Source organism: Aliihoeflea sp. PC F10.4 (assembly GCF_054612275.1).
This window is the reverse complement of sequence record NZ_JBTSWH010000001.1, coordinates 838,468-855,619: the sequence shown is the minus strand read 5'-3', so window position 1 is coordinate 855,619 and position 17,152 is coordinate 838,468. Positions and strand designations below refer to the sequence as shown.

The 17,152-nt window shown below is 67.0% G+C and carries 16 protein-coding genes and 1 pseudogene; 1 reads left to right on the top strand and 16 read right to left on the bottom strand.

Annotated features, from left to right (window positions below; all coding sequences use genetic code 11):
- Positions 1-407 precede the first annotated feature (407 nt).
- The 11 genes and pseudogenes from ACX82Z_RS04175 to ACX82Z_RS04125 form a co-directional block, all read right to left on the bottom strand.
- A complete protein-coding gene (locus ACX82Z_RS04175; RefSeq protein WP_012092597.1) occupies positions 408-704 on the bottom strand; it encodes a hypothetical protein in 297 nt (98 codons plus the stop codon).
- Complete coding sequence (locus ACX82Z_RS04170; protein ID WP_012092596.1) at positions 701-967, bottom strand: DUF6117 family protein; 267 nt, start codon at positions 965-967, stop codon at positions 701-703. Before ACX82Z_RS04170 ends, ACX82Z_RS04175 begins: the two co-directional genes overlap by 4 nt.
- 71 nt (positions 968-1,038) lie before the next feature.
- Positions 1,039-1,515 (bottom strand): hypothetical protein, encoded by a 477-nt coding sequence (locus tag ACX82Z_RS04165; protein ID WP_012092595.1) that lies wholly within the window; start codon positions 1,513-1,515, stop codon positions 1,039-1,041.
- Positions 1,516-1,613: 98 nt separating this feature from the next.
- Positions 1,614-3,764, bottom strand: coding sequence for a ParB/RepB/Spo0J family partition protein (locus ACX82Z_RS04160; protein ID WP_039194752.1), 2,151 nt, complete (start codon positions 3,762-3,764; stop codon positions 1,614-1,616).
- Between the two features lie 123 nt (positions 3,765-3,887).
- Positions 3,888-4,283, bottom strand: a complete 396-nt coding sequence (locus ACX82Z_RS04155; protein ID WP_039194750.1) for a DUF2958 domain-containing protein — start codon at positions 4,281-4,283, stop codon at positions 3,888-3,890.
- A pseudogene (locus tag ACX82Z_RS04150) lies at positions 4,280-4,510 on the bottom strand (zincin-like metallopeptidase domain-containing protein); the annotation flags it as partial. The gene ACX82Z_RS04155 and the pseudogene ACX82Z_RS04150, both read right to left, overlap by 4 nt.
- Before the next feature lie 232 nt (positions 4,511-4,742).
- Positions 4,743-6,089: a dihydrolipoyl dehydrogenase family protein gene (locus tag ACX82Z_RS04145; protein ID WP_012112814.1), complete on the bottom strand. Its 1,347-nt coding sequence runs from the start codon at positions 6,087-6,089 to the stop codon at positions 4,743-4,745.
- A 47-nt stretch (positions 6,090-6,136) separates the two neighbouring features.
- On the bottom strand, positions 6,137-8,440 hold the full coding sequence (gene merBA, locus ACX82Z_RS04140; RefSeq protein ID WP_012112815.1) for a bifunctional organomercurial lyase/mercury(II) reductase MerBA: 2,304 nt from the start codon (positions 8,438-8,440) through the stop codon (positions 6,137-6,139).
- Entirely contained in the window at positions 8,437-8,685 is a 249-nt protein-coding gene (locus ACX82Z_RS04135; RefSeq protein ID WP_036742955.1) for a hypothetical protein, read from the bottom strand. The genes merBA and ACX82Z_RS04135 overlap by 4 nt, the downstream gene beginning before the upstream one ends.
- A 1-nt stretch (position 8,686) precedes the next feature.
- Entirely contained in the window at positions 8,687-8,983 is a 297-nt protein-coding gene (locus tag ACX82Z_RS04130) for a heavy-metal-associated domain-containing protein (protein ID WP_012112816.1), read from the bottom strand.
- Positions 8,984-9,004: 21 nt separating this feature from the next.
- Positions 9,005-9,430 (bottom strand): mercuric transporter MerT family protein, encoded by a 426-nt coding sequence (locus ACX82Z_RS04125; RefSeq protein ID WP_039194744.1) that lies wholly within the window; start codon positions 9,428-9,430, stop codon positions 9,005-9,007.
- Between the two features lie 86 nt (positions 9,431-9,516).
- Here ACX82Z_RS04125 and ACX82Z_RS04120 point away from each other — a divergent pair, with 86 nt between their 5' ends.
- Positions 9,517-9,945, top strand: a complete 429-nt coding sequence (locus ACX82Z_RS04120) for a MerR family transcriptional regulator (protein ID WP_012112818.1) — start codon at positions 9,517-9,519, stop codon at positions 9,943-9,945.
- A 16-nt stretch (positions 9,946-9,961) separates the two neighbouring features.
- Here the strand turns inward: ACX82Z_RS04120 and ACX82Z_RS04115 are convergent, their stop codons facing one another.
- From ACX82Z_RS04115 to ACX82Z_RS04095, 5 genes are all read right to left on the bottom strand, one after another.
- The gene (locus ACX82Z_RS04115; protein WP_012112819.1) at positions 9,962-10,888 is read right to left on the bottom strand and encodes an ArdC family protein; all 927 of its coding nucleotides are present in this window, start codon (positions 10,886-10,888) and stop codon (positions 9,962-9,964) included.
- A 216-nt stretch (positions 10,889-11,104) separates the two neighbouring features.
- Positions 11,105-11,545: a hypothetical protein gene (locus ACX82Z_RS04110; protein ID WP_012112820.1), complete on the bottom strand. Its 441-nt coding sequence runs from the start codon at positions 11,543-11,545 to the stop codon at positions 11,105-11,107.
- Positions 11,542-13,707: a hypothetical protein gene (locus ACX82Z_RS04105; RefSeq protein ID WP_012112821.1), complete on the bottom strand. Its 2,166-nt coding sequence runs from the start codon at positions 13,705-13,707 to the stop codon at positions 11,542-11,544. The genes ACX82Z_RS04110 and ACX82Z_RS04105 overlap by 4 nt, the downstream gene beginning before the upstream one ends.
- Entirely contained in the window at positions 13,704-15,545 is a 1,842-nt protein-coding gene (locus ACX82Z_RS04100; RefSeq protein ID WP_012112822.1) for a hypothetical protein, read from the bottom strand. Before ACX82Z_RS04100 ends, ACX82Z_RS04105 begins: the two co-directional genes overlap by 4 nt.
- Positions 15,542-16,897 (bottom strand): tyrosine-type recombinase/integrase, encoded by a 1,356-nt coding sequence (locus tag ACX82Z_RS04095; RefSeq protein WP_245283067.1) that lies wholly within the window; start codon positions 16,895-16,897, stop codon positions 15,542-15,544. Before ACX82Z_RS04095 ends, ACX82Z_RS04100 begins: the two co-directional genes overlap by 4 nt.
- Positions 16,898-17,152: the final 255 nt, after the last annotated feature.

Here is a 17,152-nt window from a genome sequence, read left to right as displayed (position 1 = left end):
TTTGGAGGCGGGGGACCATCCCCCGCGCGACAGGCGCCCGAAGTGTCTGACCGGATCTGCAATCACCCTCGGGCGTTCGGATTCTTTCCGAATCCCCGAGGGCGGCACGCGCGCGTAAGCCGACCCCACCGGGGTTGAATGCAAAGAGACGGTCGGACCAAGGTTAGCGAATGGAAGCGGGGGATGGTGCTTTGCGTCGAGCCGGTGCCGGAAACCCGTCGCAGATGCTTTGCTGCGCCAGCCTCGTTGCCGGCGGATATTCAGGGTGTGTTTCAGGCCGGGGACGGAACCCGTTGCCCCCACAACACCAAGGAGTTGGCGCAATGGTGAAGCTCGAACTCGATCCATCGCTGCTTGTGCAGCGATACCCGATAGCCCCGTGTGCAAGGTTCGGCTTTCAGGGCCGGTCAGTCCCAGAACCCATCGGCGATTTCGCGGGCGATCATGGCGCGGGCCTTCATCATCACATCGTCGCCGGAGGTGTCGATATGACCGAAAAAGCGCGTCCGGGCGCCATGGGCCGTCCAGTCGGCATAGCGGCAGTATTCGCGGGCATCGAGCCGGAAGGCGCGCATGTCCTCGGCCCAATGCGGTTTCGGTTCCACGATGACGGTGACGCCGTTGCGGGTTTCCTCCCAGGGAAGCGAGCGCTCCGATGGCGGATTGCGGCGGTCATCGGCGAAGATTTCATCGACCGTCATCATGATGCGCCCCCATCTTCGGCCTTCTCGACAAAGCCGGCAGGATCGTCGGGATCCGGCGGCAGATAGGCGTCATAGGGGTTGCCGCTTGCGAGATGGCCGAACGGCGTGAAGACGTAATCACCCCCGTCGCGGCCGACCGCGCACAGGACATAGCGTGTCTCACGGGTCGCGGCGTCGAGGCATTCCATAAGGGCGAGATTGCCGTCATCGGCAGCACGAAGCAGAGTGTCGAAGTTCGTTCGAACGGGATCGGGAATGGCCATTGTGTTCTCCTGAAACGAAGAAGGCCCGCCGTCACGGGACAAGCGGGCCGGATGAACGGGATCGGCGATGGTCACGCGGCAGCTCGACCCTCGACGGCATCGGCGCCTGCCTCGTCGGCGGTGATCTCCTCGAGGCGCGCGCGGCTGTAGCCGTTCCTGGCTAGCCAGAGTTCGGCCGCCTCGTGGTTCTCCGCGAGGTGCAGCAATTCGACGTTCTCTCCGACATCCTGCACAACACGGACCTGACCGATCTTCGGGCGTTCGACAACCCGGAAGCTCAGATCGCTGTCGATGCCGTAGCTGCGCATGATGGTGATGAGGATGATGCCGCCTTCGCCGAAATCACCCTCATGCAGGGTGAAGGACGGCGGCGTCGTGTAGGTCGGGCGCTCGCGGCCCGGTTCCTTGCGCACGAGGCGACCGGCCCCGTTGCGGGATTTCCACGCGGCGAGCTTCTTGGTGAAACGTGCGGGCGGTTTCGGCTGGCCGTCGCTATAGGCCACGAGCGAGCCGAGAGGCGCAATGTCGAAAATGAGGGAAGCGGACATGATCTTGCTCCTGAAACGAAAGCGGCCCGGCGAGATGCCGGGCCTTCAGATGGAAGGGATGGAATGCGGGGCGGCGGAGGCCGCCCCGCTGCTGCGCGTCACTCGGCGGCGACGAGGGCCTCTGGATCGTCGGCGGCCTCGGCCGTGTCCTCATGGCCACCGGCGAGGAAGTCGGGCAGCGCCACGCTGTCCTCGTCCTGATCGGTCGCGCCATCCACGGCCTGCGCCTCGATGGCGGGGCGCAGCGGCTCCGGCAGCCAGCCGGTATCGGCCAGGAGCCGTTCGGCCTCCTTCGCCATATCGCCCTTCTTGAGATGCGCGATGAGATCGGCCGCGCGATCGCCGGCGCCCTCGCGCACCGCCTCGATGATGCGGGTCTTGGTCACGCGACCCAGGTAGTTCTCGACCGTGGGCCTCCAGCCCGCTTCGACGAGATCGAGGCCGGTGGCCTGTGCCAGCCGTTCGGCCTCGGCCATGCGGCGGTCGAGACCGTGCTGCGAGATGCCATTCCCCGAATAGGGGTTGGGCCGCTCGTAAAGCGCGTTGACCCCGAAACTGACGCAATGGGCGAGCAGCGCCAGGCGGCTGGCATCGTCGAGACCGTCGATCCAGTCCCAGAGCCGGTCGTCATCGCCAGCGGGGATGTCGCCCCGCCAGGCGTCCGCGCGCTCGTCGATCATCTTCGCGGCGGCGCTGTCAGCGAGCCCGGTCGCATCCGTGGGAAGATAGATGTGACGCACGGCGGCATAGAGGCTGGTTCCCGAGGTGGCGGTGCGCTCGAAAGTATCGAGAACCAGCTTGTGCAGCAGCGCCGTCATGGCGACGCGCGGATTCTCGGCAAGCGCATTGCGCAACGCCAGCGTCCGCCAGGCGGTCAGGTCGGTCACCAGCCGCTCGGGCAGCGGCTTGACGGCATCGTCCTCCTCTTCATCGCCGTCCGGGACCGGCTCGCCGCCGACGGTGATAACCGCGCGCTGCACCGCATCGGGATCGGACGGGTCGGCACCTTCGCCCGCATCCTCACCATCGACGCTCTCGGGTTGTTCGTCCTCGGGGCGGACATAACCGGGACTGACGATCAACTCGCCATCGCGGTCGATGCTGACGAAAACACCGGCACGGGCGATGTCTTCCGGCGCGAAGGTGACGGGCCGGTTCTCGAAGCCTTCCAACTCGGCTTCGATCTCCCCGAGCCGCTGGTCGATCTCATCGGGCAGGTCGTCGGCTTCTGCATACTGCGCTTCGAGTTCGTCATACTCGTCGCGCAGCGCCTCGCGGGCGGTGCGCTCCTCGTCGGTCAGCTCCTGGGTCACACCGACCAGCCTGCGCAGGCCGTTGGCGTAGCCGTAGGGAAGTTCGACTGCCGCGTCGATCCACTTCCAGCCCTGTCCGGCGATCTCGTCGGCGACAGTGCGCAGCTTCTCGTCAACCAGGCGGTCGAGCAGCGTGACGTCCTGCAACCAACCGCCGTTCTCGTCGGAGAAGAGATCGCGCAGCACCGGGCCGCCCGCCGCCTCATAGGCGTCGATGCCGATGAAGCGGGCGCGCTTGTCGGCAGCCGGAACCGTGGTCTCGGTCAGCAGGCTGCGGATGTGCCAGGGCTCTTTCTGCCACGACGTGCTGATCCGCTCCCAGACCTGCTGCTGGCGCTCGTGGTCGGGATTGACGGTGAAGGCTTCCAGCATCGCCAGCGTCATCTCATTCCGCGCATAGGCGTCGTGCAGCGCCGGCGCGACCGTCGCGAGACGAAGGCGCTGCATGATGTAGCGCGGCGTGGTCCGCCAGGCGTCGGCGATCTCCTCCTTCGACATGCCCATGTCGAACATCCGCTTGAACGCCTTGAACTGGTCGAGCGGATGCAGGGCGAGGCGCAGCAGGTTCTCGGCCAGCGAGTCGTCGACTGCCGAGGTCTTGGCATCGGCCTTCTTGACGATGCAGGGGACGAGGCCATCGGCCGGGAAGCGACCGGCTTCGACGAGGCGCGCGATGGACCTGTAGCGGCGGCCGCCGGCCGGGGTCTCGAAATCGCCGGTCTCAACGCCGTCCGCGTCGAGGATGGCGCGAACGTTGAGGCCCTGCACGAGATCCTCGCGCCGGTCGATGTCATGGGTAAGTTCGTCCAGACCCGCCTCGACGTCAGCCTCGCGAACATTGCTGTCCGACAGCCTGATCCGGTTGAACGGAATGTCGCGCGCCCGTGAAAAGACGATCATCGGGGCGACGGGCTTCTTCCTGGCAGCTTTGGCCATGGTGATTTCTCCGCGACGGGCGGCCGGGAGCCACTCTCTCGACCTCCAACCCGTCACGAAGCGAAGCGCCGCCCTCTTCCTCTGAAGAGTGCGACGCCAGGCCACAAAGCCGGCAACCGGAAATCAGGATTCCCGGCTTTCCGTATCTGTGGATGTGCGGGTGAATGCCGCACCGGCGCGGTAGAGGGCTCGTTCCGCCGCCTGGATGCTGCCGGTTTCCCACGCAGCCTCCGCCCAGACCGAGATCGGGAAATCCCCGGTGAAGAGCAGATCCCGCTCGATCCCCATGCCGAAGGGCAACCGGACCCCACGCAGCTCTTCCAGGCTCCACGAGCCGAGTTCGGGGTAGCCGATATCGGCCAGGCCGAACATGATGTCGCCGCCCTGATCCAGCTCGGTGGCGAGCCAGACGCCCGCGCCGAAGGGATTGAAGAATTTGACGACGGGGACGTGATCGGCGCCGCGCTGCCGGCCATTGGCGAGGAGCTGCGCACGCTGGGTACGGGTCAGGAGGATCATGCCGCCACCCTCCGCTCGGTCGAGGCCGCAACCGATTCAGCGCCGTCCTCGTCGGGCAGATGCGACAGCAGCCAGTCGGCCGCCTTGCTCGCCTGCGAAGCGGCGCGGACGATGGCGCGGTTATCCTCGCGCAGCACCTCCAGCCAGGAGCCGATGTAGTCGGCGTGGCGCACGGTCGGCACGATGCCGAGCGAGGCGCAGCAGAAGGCCGCGTTCATCTCGGCGACTTATCTGAACAGTCAAGCTGTCTCAGCGGACTTTCATCAGCCGAAACCAGCCGATCTGGCGGCGTTGCGCGGTTTTAGAACGGGTGAGACACTCGGGAGTATCTGGAGGGCTGCTCTTCGCATTGCGGTTCGTGGTTTTTACGACTGCTCAGCGAACCGAATGCGACTGGTGAAGGGATTTCTTTCGTGCAGACTGCTCCGCGGCCGTACCGGTCGACCACCTCACTTACGCTCAAAGCATCTCGCCGATATCTGACGCGCCGCTGGGATATGCGAACATGGTGGTCTTCAACTGCTCTGCCGTCAGCCCTTGCCTGATCGCCAGTGCAAAGATGTTGATCACTTCGTCAGCGTGCGGACCGACAAGATGGGCGCCGAGGATGCGGTCAGTGTCCGCGTCGACCAACGTTTTGAAGCCATACACCGTCTCGGCCTGCTGGCGTGCGGTGAACCAGCCGTCCACGCGCTCGGTCTTTACGCGAACGTTCAGGCCTTTCTCACGCGCCTTGGCTTCGCTCATGCCGACGGCTGCGATCGGCGGGATGGTGAAGGCGACACTCGGAACGCCTGTGTATTCAGGCCTGACCGTGTTGCCGTTGAGCAGGTTCGCCGAGACTACCTTCGCGTCATGGCTTGATACCGGAGTGAGCGGCGGTCCTAGGCCGGCGGCATCACCTGCTGCGTAGACCGCGGGGTTGGAGACGCTTTGCAAAAATCCGTTCAACGCCAGCCGCCCGTTATGGTGCTTTACGCTCCCGGCATCGAGATCGAGCGTCGCGAGCGCCGGCGCCCGACCCGCGGCATGGACGACCAGATCTGCGTCCATATCGAGTTCGCCGTCAGGACAGTCCGCCCGGACGCGATAGCCGTCTGATACCTTCTCAATGGCGGTCACCCCTGCCTGTGTGCGGACATTGATGCCGCGCTCGCTGAACTTGTCCATCAGCCAGCCGACGAGATCGGGGTCGAATTGCTTGAGCATTCGCTTCCCGTGCTGAAGAATTGTGACCTGTGCTCCGGCGCGCGCCGCGATGTGCGAAAACTCGGCCGCGATATAACCGCCGCCGACAAGGACGATGCGTTCAGGCAGGCTCTCCAGTTCCAGGAAGCCTTCATTGGTGATCAGGTGCTGCTCGCCCGGAATGCCGAGCGGCACGGCCTCGGCGCCGGCGGCGATCACGATACGGTCCGCCTCGATCCTCTCTCCTCCGAACTCGAGCGCATTCGGGCCGATAAAGCGAACGTGACCGTGGAAGGCGTGAATCCCTTTGTCGGCAAAGGCTTTCTCACGCTTCTGCGGTACCGGATCGGTGAAGCTGCGCTTGAAGGCCATCAGTCCCGTCCAATCGAGCGTCGCGTCCCCTTCGATTCCACGTCCGCTCATGCGCCAGGCGTGATCAGCCGCCTCGGCGCCGCCGACCATCATCTTCTTCGGATCGCAACCGCGCAAGGCGCAGGTGCCCCCGAAGGGCCGGAAGTCCGCGACGGCGACGCTCCAGCCAGCCGCACGAACCCTGTGTGCTGTTACGATCGCAGCCGTTCCCGTGCCGATGATCGCAAGGTCATATCTCTTCGCCACTAGATCTCCTCCAACATTGTCACGTTCGACATCCGAGCCTTCACGGCTCAGCCGGCGCAGCATGAGAGCTTCGCCACGTCCTTGTCGAAGGCAAGAGCCGCGAGCTTCAGGCCCTCAACGGTGGTGAGATACGGAAAGAGCGTATCCGCGAGGTCGTCGACGGTGAGGCCGTGCCGGATTGCCAGGGCCGCCGTCTGGATGCTGTCGGCTCCCTCCGGTGCGAGGATATGCGCCCCGAGCAGCCGGCCGCTGCCAGCGTCGGCGACGAGCTTGATGAGCCCGCGTGTGTCTCGGGCGGCAATCGCGCGCGGCACCTGGTCGAGACCGATCGTGGAGACACGGACGGCGTGGCCGGCGGTCCGCGCAGCCGCCTCTGTCAGCCCGACGCTCGCCACCTGCGGATCGGTGAAGACGATGGCCGGCATGGCACTGTTGTCGTAGCGCAGGCTGTCGCCGTTGAGGGCGTTCTTCGCCGCGAGCTTGGCACCGTAGGCGGCCATGTAGACGAACTGATCGTGACCGGTGACGTCGCCGGCAGCGTACACGCCCGATCTTGTCGTGCGCATGCGGTCATCGACGAAGATGCCGCCCTTCGGCGAGAGAGCGATCCCATGCTCGGCGAGCCCGAGACCTTCGATATTGGGCGCGCGGCCCGTCGCCACGAGCACCTGATCGGCGTCGATCGTGACGTCCTTGCCGTCGCGATGGACAGTGAGTGCAACACCGTCCGCGGTCTTGCGGATCGTCCGGTACGTGATGCCGGAAATCACCGCGATGCTCTCGTCCATGAAATACCCCGTCAGCGCCGTGCCGATTTCGGGTTCGGCCTCCGGAAGGAGACGCGAGCGGCACACCAGCGTCACCTCGACGCCGGCGCGGGCGAACATCTGGGCGAGTTCGGCCCCGATATAGCCGCCGCCGATCACGAGCAGAGATCGGGGCAGCGCCTCGAGATCAAGCGCCGTCGTGCTCGTCAGGTATGGCACGGTCTCGATGCCGGGGATGACAGGGACGGCCGGTCGCGCGCCGGTCGCGATGATGATCTTGCCGGCTGAGACAAACGTGCCGTCCACCTGGACGCCGCCGTCCACGATGCGCGCCGGCCCTTCGCGATAGGCGATGCCGTTGTAAGCCGGGAGCAGGTCGGCGTACTTGGCCTGACGTAGCTCCGAAACCAGCGCGTCCTTCTGACGGACGGTTCCGCCCCAGTCGGTCAGTTCGGCCTCGGCCGTGATGCCGGCGAAACGTGCCGCGGCTCGGGCATTGTGGAGCGTCTCGGCGGCGCGGATCAGCGTCTTCGACGGCACGCAACCGATATTGACGCAGGTGCCGCCGATGGTGCCGCTGCCGATGAGGGCCACCTGGGCGCCCTGATCGGCTGCCGTGATCGCGGCCGAGAAGCCGGCCGAGCCGGCGCCGATGATGGCAAGGTCGTAGGAACCATTGTTGCGGCCATTCGTGCCAAGGCGCCGATGCGTCACGGGCCTGTCCGGCGATGCCGTATCGCCCGACGATTGAGGCTCACCTTGTGTCTCGGCCGCGTTGTTGCCGTGGCCGGCGATTGTGCCGATTCCGGCAAGGCTGGGCCCGAAGATCGCCCGACCTGCTTCGAGAGCTTCCTCGATCGACAGCCGGAATCCCGGCTCGTCTGCAGGACGCTGCCGGCGCCACGCGGCGAGGTGATCGTCGGAACAGAAGAAGGATGTTGCAGTGCACAGCGAGTTCGCAGCGCATCCGCCTTCGTAATGGACGCTGAGCCATACGACGGCCGTCGTCGGCTCAACGTCGGCCAGAGCCCGGCCCCGTTCCTGCGTGGTGATCCGGACCGGCGCGCCGCAGTGGCGGCAGCGCGAGACGATCGAGATGTCTTGGTCGGTCATAGCGCCGATGCCGAGCGCGTCGACCGCGCACATCGCAGTAAGAGTGCGTCCGTCCAGTGTGACCCGGTGGCCGGTGTCGCGGTCGGTGAAGGGATACGCGCCGACAATCATGTCGCCATCGAGTACGACGAGGTCGCGACGGCGGAGCTCTTCGAGCAGCGCACGGACGGCTTCCTCGCTCAGCCCCGCACGCTTGGCAAGCGCGCTTGGGGTCGGGGCTCGCCCGTGTTCGGCGTAGAGCTGTAGCAACGCAACGCGCACGCGATCCGTGGCCGCCTCGTAGCCGCTCCAGCGGTTGAGCACATGGTCGGAGCCGACCATGGCCAGCAGGGCCTCCTTCACCACGGGTGACGAAACCACCGACCAGTCCGGAAACGTCACACCCGGCCGCACGGCCAAGCTCGGCACCGTTGCGGATGTAGAAACCGTCGCCTTGTCGCGGGACGCGGAGGATGTGCAGCAATCGTTCATGGCTTCAGGCCTTCATTCAGAATCTTCGTGTTGGAACAGACGACCTTTGCACGGCGATGATGGATGCCGCAGGCGACAAGCCCGAGGCCCGCGGCGATCAGGGAAAGCACGACCAGACCCGAACCCGTCAACCACGCGCCGAGGCCGGCCAGCGGCGGGGGCACGGCAAGGAGTGGCGCCGCGCAGCAGATCGCAACGACAATGGCGCCTGCGGCGCCGGTGCGGATCAGGGCGCGGTCATGCATGTCAACTGCCTTGCTCCTGCGTCGGGCGGGCCGGATAGCCGGCATTCATGCTGGCGGCCGCGATGGCATCCGGGGTCGTCTGCGCGTCGTCGAAGGTCACGGTCGCGGTCTTGGCTTCGAACGAGACGGCCACCGTCGAGACCCCGGGGACCGCCGCCATCGAGGTCTTCACGATGTAGGGGCAGGAGGCGCAGGTCATGTTGTCGATGGCGAAGGTGACTGTGCGTTCGGTAGCGAACACGGCAGGCGCGGTCATCACCGACATGATCAAAGCAAGAGCACTCAAACTCTTCTTCATGGGACGGGTCTCCTCTTGGTGTCAGGCGGAAAGCAGCAGCGGGGCGACGTAGTCGAATGCGAAGGCGGCCGCGACGAGCACCGTCGCAAACCAGAGCGCGATCTGGACAATGCGGCTGGGGATCGGGCGCGCGCAGGCAGCATCCTCGGCGCAGGCCCGCCTCGGCTTCCAGTAGACGAGATAGAAGCCGTAGCCGAGAACGCCCGTCGTCCCGGCGACGAAGAGCGGCTTGTAGGGCGCGAGCGCCGTCAGATTGCCGATCCAGGCGCCACCAATGCCTAGGCTAAACAGGATGAGCGGGACGATGCAGCACGAGGAGGCGGCAAGCGCGCCGAGAATGCCGCCGACGGCGACCAGGCGCTGCCGTCCGACTTCGGCTCGGTCCGACGCGAGCACGTCGGTCGTGGCGGACGTCATGCCCGCCGTGCTGGGTCGCGATATATCCATGTCCGATCTCGCTTTCCTTGCCGAAATCCTCATTGCGCAGTACCATGCGGTCTGTAGCAACTACAGGGTCAAGAGGGATTTTTGCGATGCGCGATCACGCTGGCGTGAAGGGCCTGCAGCGGGCTGAGCTCGCCCGGCGGACGGGCAGCAATCTGGAGACTGTGCGCTACTACGAGAAGGTCGGGCTCCTGCCCGAGCCACCGCGCACGGCGGCCGGCTACCGCAGCTACGACACGACGCACGAGCGGCGCCTTCGCTTTGTGCTGCGGGCACGCGAGCTCGGCTTCTCACTCGACGAAATCCGCGAGCTGTTGCGCCTGGTCGACGAACGCGACCAGCCCTGCGCCGAGGCAAGCGCGGTCGCCGCCGCGCATCTCGACGATGTGCGGGCGAAGATCGCTGACCTGAAGCGCATGGAGCGGGTGCTCAAGGACGTCGTCGCGCAATGCGCCGACGGCACGCGGCCGGAATGTCCGCTGATTGAGGCGCTGTTCCGGGAGCGAACTGTCAACTGATCGGGTCGAGGAGCGCCTATGCGGCGCCCCTGACGTCGTTCCGGCAAGCGTTGCCCTGCTGGGCGTGCAGCCAGTCGGCGATCTGCTGCGCCTTGGCTGCGGCGGTGAAGATCGCGCGCTTGTCGGAGCGAAGCACCTCGAGCCAGGAGGCGATATAGCTGGCGTGGTCGGGCCGCGGCTCGACGCTGAGATGGAGGTCGGCGCAGATCATGGCGCTCAGGAGCTCGACCGTGCATTCCTCCATAGCATAGGCGGCCGAGCCGAACCGTCCGGAGAGATCACGGTCGAGGCGATGCCTGGCGCCGGAGGCGTGCCCGCATTCGTGGAGCAGCACGGCGTAATAGGCTGCGGCATCGCGGAAGCAGGCGAAGTCGGGCATCTGCACGTGGTCGGTGGATGGGCGGTAACAGGCCTGCGATCCGCCGTGGCGGATGTCGATGCCGAGCGCTGCGCAGAACCGTTCGGCCCGCTCGATGCGCTCGGCCTCGGGTAGCACCGGTATCTCGGGCGGCGTGTAGCCGTCGACCTGCGCGCAGTTGAAGACCGTGTAGCCGCGGGCGAACATGCGCCGGGCGGGCTCGTCGCGATCCTCGTCGCCGTCCTGTACGTCTGCCTTGCCGTGGCGATCGACGGTCTTCCAGAACACGACGAGGTGCCCGCGCTCGCCCTTGCGGACCTGGGCGCCGAGCGCCTGCCACTGGCGATAGGTGCCCCAGATGCCGGCGGGAAAGCCGGCGGCGTGCGCGGCGGCCCAGAGTGCGATGACGTTGACGCCACGATAGGCCTTGCGCGAGGCGACGTTGACGGGCGTAGTGATGGCCGATCCGTCGTGGTGCCAGGGCATCCGGTACTGGTCGGCGCCGGCCTCGATGGCGGCGATGATCTGGCTGGTGACACGCTCGTAGATGTCGTTCCGGGGCTGGGGTGTGCGATCGGTGGTCATGGCTGCCTCCTGTGTTCGCCCTCTCCGTCGAGGGCGAGGCGGCAGGGGCAGACGCGGGAAGCCGGGCCGTCACACCCTGTTCTCGGTGCTGGTGCGGAACAGGGTTGATGGGCCGGCAGCGTCTGCCACAACCCGAGCCCTGCCTCGACGGGCGAGCACGGGAGGCAGCCATGACCGGCGAGCGGCGCCTGGACCGGTCAGGATGAAGCGCGGCTGTCAGCCGGTGCCGTCCAGAGGCGGACGCCGCAACGGGACGACCCTGGCGTCCACGGATCGAGACAGCTCCGCTCGCAGACCTTCGATGACGGCATCTCGCTCGGCGAGCTGCAACGTCAGCATCTGGATGTGCTGCGCGAGCGTCCGGGTGAGCGCCCGCAGCTCCGCCATCTCGGCACCACGCACGGCGCGTAGTTCCGCTTCCAGAGCATGGATGCGTTCCTTGAGGGCCCTGGGCGACGATCGCCGCAGGCGGGCTTCGGCCGCGCGGAGCTCGGCGAGAAGATCGCCGGCCCGGTTCGCCGTCGCTCGGCTGACGCCGGCCTCGCGCGCCAGGTTGGCGACGGTCAGCGCCCCGTCGGTGCGTTCAGGGCGGCCGTCGAGCAACCGCTTCATGGCAGCCCTTAGCGCCGCTTGGCTCTTCGGCCCGAGCGCGGTCATGCGTCACCGTCCATGAGAGGCGCGATCAGCCGGCACTTGCGCTCGTTGTCCCGCAGGATCGCCGTGCGCTGCAGCGGCGATAGACGCCGGTCGGCCAGAAGCGCTTCGCCCTCGACGATCGAGGCCTGCCACGGTTCGCGGTGCCGGGCGGTCAGGCAGGCGTTCGGGCACCGGTCGGGGCTGCAGCGCGATAGGGCCGGCGCCGTCCGCTCGGCATCTGGCGCGCCGGTGAGGCAGAGCGCGGTCGCTGCATCGAACAGGCAGTCGTTGAGGAAACCGACATGCAGGGTCCGCCCGAGATGGGCAACCATGGTGCGCAGCCGCTTGCGGTCCAAGATCCGGCCGGGAAGATCGCCAAGTTCCTCCTGCACGCGGCCGAACTCGCGTCGCAGTCGCGCAGCACCCGGTCCCGCCGGGCCTTCACGGCGAAGATAGGCCTCGTAATGGGCGACAATGTCGTCGAGCTGGCCGAGTGCACGTTCGCGCTCGATCGCCAAGCGGAAGTCGGCCTGCGCCGATCCGGCATAGCCTTCGAACATGGCGACCGAGGCGTGCTTGTACTGGATCTTGCCGGCGACCGTGCCGAACGGCCGGTTGGCGATGTACCAGGCGATCGTGCGTCGGAGCTGCCGGGTCGTAAACTTCCAAGGCTCGTCGCCGATGCGCGGAATCGCCGGCGCGGCCTCCGAGCGCGTGTCGAGGCCCTCGCGGAAAAGGTTGAGTGTCGGCGTTGCACCCATCCCGAGATGATCGTTGCTCCAGGGCCAGTCCTTCAGCGCCACCCACAAGGATGACAGTTCCTTCTCTCGGCGATTGCGTGCCGAGAGAACCTCCATCACCGCGACGGCGCGAGCGACGGGCTCGATCGTGATCCAGTCGGCCGTGACGCCGCGCGCGCCATGGCGCTTGTACACCGTGCTGCGCAGCCGGTACCGCTCGACCAGGCCGTCGGCGCTGCGCACCGGCGACACGCAACCCGGCTGCATCGCCTGCACCTCGCTGTCGCGCATGCCGGTGAGGTAGGCGCAGACGAGATAGCAGGCGCCCTGCAACATCCGTTCTTCGCGGGCGAGGCTGAGGCCGTCGAAGCGCTCGCGCCATGGCAGTCCGGTGTCCGGATCGATCGAGATCGGCGTATCGAGCCCGCCGATCTCGGTTCCGAGCTCGGCGGCTGCCTTCTCGATCAGTCGTGCAGTCGGCTCGGACTGGCTGATGCGGCCGCTCTGCGGAGCGCCGGCGTGAAGGCGCATCAGATGGAGATTGTAGGGCGGGGTCTCTTCGCCGGTGAGCGGGTCGATGCGGCGGGCCACATTGGGCGCGTGCTCCCAGATCGGCACGCCTCGGCCCATGGCCCGGCGCACGTCGAGCCACTTGGCCACGCGGGCGCGATAGTTCTTGGCCACGGCCCGTCCGGCCCGCGCGTCCCGCGCCATCAATCGGGCGCAGCGGGCTTCGAGAGCGTCAAGCTCGGCCCGCGCCGCGAGGATATCGGGCGCATAGACCTCGACATACTTGAGCGCCCAGCGCAGCATGGCGCCGATGACCGGCTCGGGAATGCGCGGCGTGGCGTTCTCGGCGGGCGCTGGCGGCCGGCCGGCAACGCGGTGCGCCGCACGTCCACGCCACGGCAGGAAACCGATGCCGCCGCCGGTTAGCCATGGCGCCAGGTGATGCAGGTCGATCGGCACCTCGACATACTTCACCGTCTCGTGAGGCGTTCGCCGTCCGCCGTCACGGGCATACGCCAGATAGGCGTCGAGCAGCGCCTGATCGATCCGGCTGAGATCGACGGCGCCAGTCCTTGCGCGGAGGAACGCGGCGAAATGCTGGATGTAGCGCAGCAGGCGGATCGCCGAGGTCGCGCCGCAGGGCGCCCGATATCCCGGCACATGGATGCGCAGGCGGGCGATCACGTACTCCTTCGCCAGCCGCCGCGTGACGGGATCGGCGATGCGGGCGAGGTTCAGCCGGTAATTGCTGTAGCGGGCGTTCACCCGGAAAATGGCGGCGCCCAGGTCCCAAAGATCGTCACCGAAGCGCGGAAGTCGCGTGCGGTCGGCATCGTCCCTGACCGCCACGCCGGCAAGCACGGGCTCGTCGTTGCCATAAATGGCCGAAGGCAGCGACGCGTGCTGCGGCAGCTTGATCGGTGCCGGCATCATGGCGCTCTCGCTTCGGGCGGCAGGTAGAGGAGCGCGGGGTCCGATGACCCAATCCGACGGGCTTCCTCGATCTCGGCGTCGGCGAACCGGGGCAGAATCTGTTCGGCGATGCGTCCGTGAACCCGGCCGAACTTGGCGATCCAGTCGGCTTCGCTCAGCACCTGCCGCTGCGCCCGGATGAAGTTGAGGAAGGCCAGGAGCGCGGGCACCTTGCGGGCGGTGACCACGGCATTGCTGCATTCGAGACACCCCCAGAAGGGGGACGGACAGGCCTCTCCCTCCGAGCCGAACGGGCTGTTGTAGAAGCCGCCGCAACTGGCGAGCCAGACGTCCTGCTCGCCGCCGAACAGCGCCTTGACCGCGGCGGCGCCGACAACGGGAAGGCCGGTCGCCTTGTCGGGATCGGTCTGGACGGCCGCTTCCTCCTCCGACGACAGGACACAGGGGGGGAACGCGGCGTCGAGCGCATCGGTCATGGCGTCGGCAATTGTCGCCTCGTGCAGATGACGAAGCGCGGGAATGTCGGCGTAGTGGTCGGCCGCGACCGCGACAGTGTGGCCGACGGCGAAGCGGTCGAGCTGGCCGCCCGTGCGCCGGTACCATGCCGCCTTATGCGTCTTGCGCAGGCGCGTCAGATTGAGGCGAAGGCGTTGGCCCCGCTCATCAAGGATGCCGTGCCGGCGCGTCCATGAAGCCGCGAGCTCCTTCATGCTGAGCACCCGAGGGGTCAGGCGGCCCCAGGCACAGTGCGCCCAGAGCGTGTCGGCGCCGAGCCGGCTTCTCGCCGGACCGGTCCACTGCAGCGCCTTGCGGATCAAGCCGCCCGGCGTCGAGGAACCGCCGTCGCGCACACGCAGCCGCTTCCACTCGGCGCCGCGCGCCCGACGCTTGCAATACTCGATCTCGACATAGCCGCCCGCCGGGTTCTTCAGGCAGTCCGCTCGCAAGCCCTTGATCGCTTCGATCTCCATGCCGGTGTCGAGCGAGATAAGCACGATGAGCGGCACGAGATCGGCGGCGATGAGATGCCGGCGGCCATGCAGATCGTGGATCAGGCGATCGTTCGGCAGGCCACTCTCGCGGCGGAGCGTGTAGAGTCGCTTGAAGAGAGGGTGCCTGTGCCCGATGACGCCTTCCGCGTCGATCACTTCCATTACCTGTTTGTGGGTTGCTGCCAGCGCCTTGCTCCGATCGGAATCCTCGACCGCCGGAATACGATCGGCCTCGCCCAAGCGGCGGATGATGGCGGCGAGATCGGTGCGCGCCGCCTTCCGCAATGCCGCGGCGACATCATCGCCATAGGCATCGCGCGGCCTGGCGCGCACGCCGGGCCGATCGCTCGTGTACATCAGCCGGCGTGAGGCATCGGGCGGCAGGTGGCTGGGCTCCGCGGCCTCGGCAAGCCGCAGCAGGTTGAGCACCTTGCTCATGCGGTGCAGGCGGTGATTGGGATGCAGGCCGCTCCCCTCCATCCAGGAATCGAAGCCGTCGATGCAGACGGCACTGACGTCGGAGAGACGGGCGACGTGCGATCCGGCGGAATCGAGATAGCGCCAAAATGTCTTGAGCGCATTGGCATAGGCGTAGGCCGTCGAGATCGAGCCGGCCGGACCACCGACCTGGCAGGCGCGCCAGAGCGCGCCGGCAAAGGTCCGCGCCAATGCCTTGCGGCCGGCGAGCATCGTCAGGTCGATCGTCTTGCTGCGATCCGCCAGCGTGACGGTAAAGCGCAGCGATGCGATCGCAGCGGCGGCCTCGCCCTCGGGATCGGGCAGCGCCTCGGGAAAGAGGGCGCGGCGACCCGGCCGCCGCACCGATGGAGCCGCCGCGGCGGTCATGCCGCGCCGCCAGCCGTGTCTTCGGCCCAGCGATCCGCGGCGGCCTCGACCAGCTCCTGCGCCTCGGCGAGGCTGTCGAGATAGATGTAGGTGCTGGTGATACTCGCATGCCCCAGCAGGTGCTGGAGCTTCTGCAGAGGATCGCCGAGAATCCGCCGATAGGCTGCGCCGTGCTGGTCCTGCGGATCGAACACGGATCCGATCTGCTCGCGGATCAGCATGGAGAGCATGTTGACGGCGAAGGTGTGCCGCAGCGTGTGTGGCGTCACCTCGACCTCGATGCCGAAACGGCGGCAGCGGGTGCAGGCCCGCCGAAAGGCAGCTTCCCAAGTCGCCGAGGGCACGGGCTTGCCGCCTTCAGTCAGCCAGAGCAAGGCATGCTGCGCCTGGCCGGGCGTGCCGACCAGCACGCGGCGGCGTTCGCCCAGCGTCAGACGGTCGAGCCGGACACGCTTGCCCGCCGCGTCTGTTGCCTTCCCGTCCTCCAGCATCAGCCAGAGCGGATCGGACACCGAAGGCTCTGAGCGCGCGGCAGAGACCGTGCGCTCGAGATCGACATAGTCGCCGATCAATCTCAGTACCCGGCGGGGAACGCGGATGCGCCGTGGTCGTCCGCCCTTGGCGATCGGACCGGGGAGATCGAACGGCACCGAGCGCGATTCGGGATCGGTCAGGCGCGGCAGCTCACTCAGCAGCAGACTGCCGGCCTCTGTCAGCCGCAGGCCGGTCGTGACGAGAAGCTCGGCAAACAACGCATTGCGCTCGCCGTTGCGGCCGCGCCACGTCGCGTCCTCCGAGCCGTCGGGAAGCCGGCCGCGCAATCCCACCTCGCGGAACAGCAGGTAGCGGCCAAGATCGATGTAACGGGTATCGTGGCGCCGCGCGGCGCGCTCGCGGGCACGGTTCGTCGTCACAGCGAGCACTGCGCGGCTACCGCCGGCCCTGCGAAGGGTGGCGCCGTAGCTGAAGGGCGAGATCGCAATGATTCCTTCCTCGACAGCCCAGCGATAGAGCTTGTCGAGCGCGGCAACGCTCCGGTTCCAGCTCGCAGCCGAGATGCGGTAGGGAGCTGCCGACAGCCGACGCGCCCGGTGAAAGGCCAGGACATCGTCGCGGCCGGCCTGCCAGACCGTCTTGCCGCCGCGCCGTTCGACAAGAAAGCGCGCCCAGACGAGAATGTCGCGGGCGTAGGAGCGCCACGTGTTCGGCGATCGCGCTCCCATAGCAGGACAGGCACGAAAGAACCGGTTGAGAGCGAGATCGTAGCTGCCGTCATCCATCAGGATGAACGGCATGCCGTGAATCAGCCCGGTGCGCTCGACCGCGTCGAGCGCACCGGGCGCGAGGCTCACTGCAAGGTCATCAAGGAAAAGCGGACGCGAAATAGTGTCAAGATCGGTAAAATACAAATGCACGCACGATACCCAAGCGGAGCGCCTTCGGCGCAACTTCATTGTTTAGAATGCGAGGGGTTCCCCTCGCGCTCTCCCGCTCGCCGCGTGGCAGGGGTGCAGGACTTAGCCTGCACCCCATGAACAGCTTGTCGTGCCGCCGCCGCGTCAAGCGTTGTCCTCGCTACGCTGCGGGAACGCTTGACCCGGACGTCT